Source organism: Pedobacter sp. 01T416_2 (assembly GCF_056398925.1).
Genome location: NZ_JBFTQI010001136.1, coordinates 1 through 1,291 on the forward strand (window position 1 = coordinate 1; position 1,291 = coordinate 1,291).

Genomic DNA, 1,291 nt, shown 5'->3' on the forward strand with positions numbered 1-1,291 from the left:
GCCTTACTTTTAAAGCTCAGGCCCAGGTAAGTGTAAATATAAACATTGGTGCGCAGCCTGCATGGGGCCCGGTTGGTTACGATTATGTAGATTATTACTACCTGCCCGATATTGAGAGCTATTATTATGTACCTAAAAAACAGTTTATTTATATGGGTGCAGGAGGCTGGGTTTTTACCACATCGCTTCCACCGAGATATAGCGGTTATGATTTATATAACGGCTACAAGGTAGTAATTAACTCACGTCAGCCTTACCGTTATTTCGAAACCCACAAAGTAAAATATGCCAAATTTAAAGGCAACCATGGGCAATCGGCAATAGGGAAGAGCAAAGGACAGAAATATTCACCTGCAAAGGGTAATGCCAAGGTTTATAAAGGCGATAAAGGAAAACCCTCACAGCATTTTAATAAAGGAAACGGAAATGGCAAAGGCCATGGAAACGGTAAGGGAAAACATTAGTTGTTTGTGTAATAAAGAAAGAAACCCTCCAATTTGGAGGGTTTTCTTTTTTAATTTCTTTTTTGTTGCCCTGGAGCAAAGGGTCTGGCAGATTTTGAACCTGTTCCTTTTTTGGCTTGCCCTGGAGGAACTTTGCCGCTATTACCAGCAGTTCTGGTACTATAACAAGCACTGGTAAGCAGCATTACCGATAACGCTACAATAAGATATATCTGTTTCATAGTTATTGATAAGCCATAAGTGTGCCAATTGCTGTTATCTCTTTTATTAATCAAGTCATGAGCTTACTACCCCAGAAAATCCTTTGGGTAGGTTTGCTGATTATATTTCAAATCCATCTCTTTTAAAAATGCTTTCCGCTCTTCTGTTAGTTCAGGAATGAGTAGCGTTTGTCCAGGAAGAACAGGCGCACCTATTTCCTGAAATAGATTTTCCAGTCCGGCGGGTACTACCGTGCAGAGCAATCGTGCAGGTTTTTCTGAAGTGTTCTTAAAGCAGTGAATGGCTCCACCAAGAGGGATATTTACAAAGCCATCTTTTGAAACGATTTGTTTACCCTTTTCTGTTTTAAACTCCACTTCTCCCTCCAAAATATGGAACATTTCCTGTGTGTCGGGGTGGGCATGCGGTGGTGGGCCACCACCTGGGGGAACAGTCATTTCAATAACCGCATAGTTGCCACTGGTTTGCTCACCAGAAATGATGATCCTGTAATTACCTCCTGCAATGCCTAAATATTCGCCTTCATTTTTATTAATGATTGTGATAATGGATTCCATCTTTCTTAGATTTTTTCCTGTCTATTTTTACTCATAAATCTATTAGTC

3 protein-coding genes are annotated in these 1,291 nt (G+C 40.4%); 1 reads left to right on the forward strand and 2 read right to left on the reverse strand.

The features are described from left to right. A partial coding sequence (locus tag AC1DPQ_RS28015; protein WP_477611607.1) for a hypothetical protein occupies positions 1 to 464 on the forward strand: 464 nt, incomplete at its 5' end. 50 nt (positions 465 to 514) lie between these two features. Here the strand turns inward: AC1DPQ_RS28015 and AC1DPQ_RS28020 are convergent. Beyond that, positions 515 to 685, reverse strand: coding sequence for a quinol oxidase subunit 4 (locus tag AC1DPQ_RS28020; RefSeq protein ID WP_477580423.1), 171 nt, complete (start codon positions 683 to 685; stop codon positions 515 to 517). A gap of 66 nt (positions 686 to 751) precedes the next feature. Then, complete coding sequence (locus AC1DPQ_RS28025; RefSeq protein WP_477611608.1) at positions 752 to 1,243, reverse strand: cupin domain-containing protein; 492 nt, start codon at positions 1,241 to 1,243, stop codon at positions 752 to 754. Positions 1,244 to 1,291: the final 48 nt, after the last annotated feature.

Coding starts and splice junctions, on each gene's coding strand:
- AC1DPQ_RS28020 (WP_477580423.1), bottom strand. CDS start 685: ATGAAACAGATATATCTTATTGTAGCGTTATCGGTAATGCTGCTTACC.
- AC1DPQ_RS28025 (WP_477611608.1), bottom strand. CDS start 1,243: ATGGAATCCATTATCACAATCATTAATAAAAATGAAGGCGAATATTTA.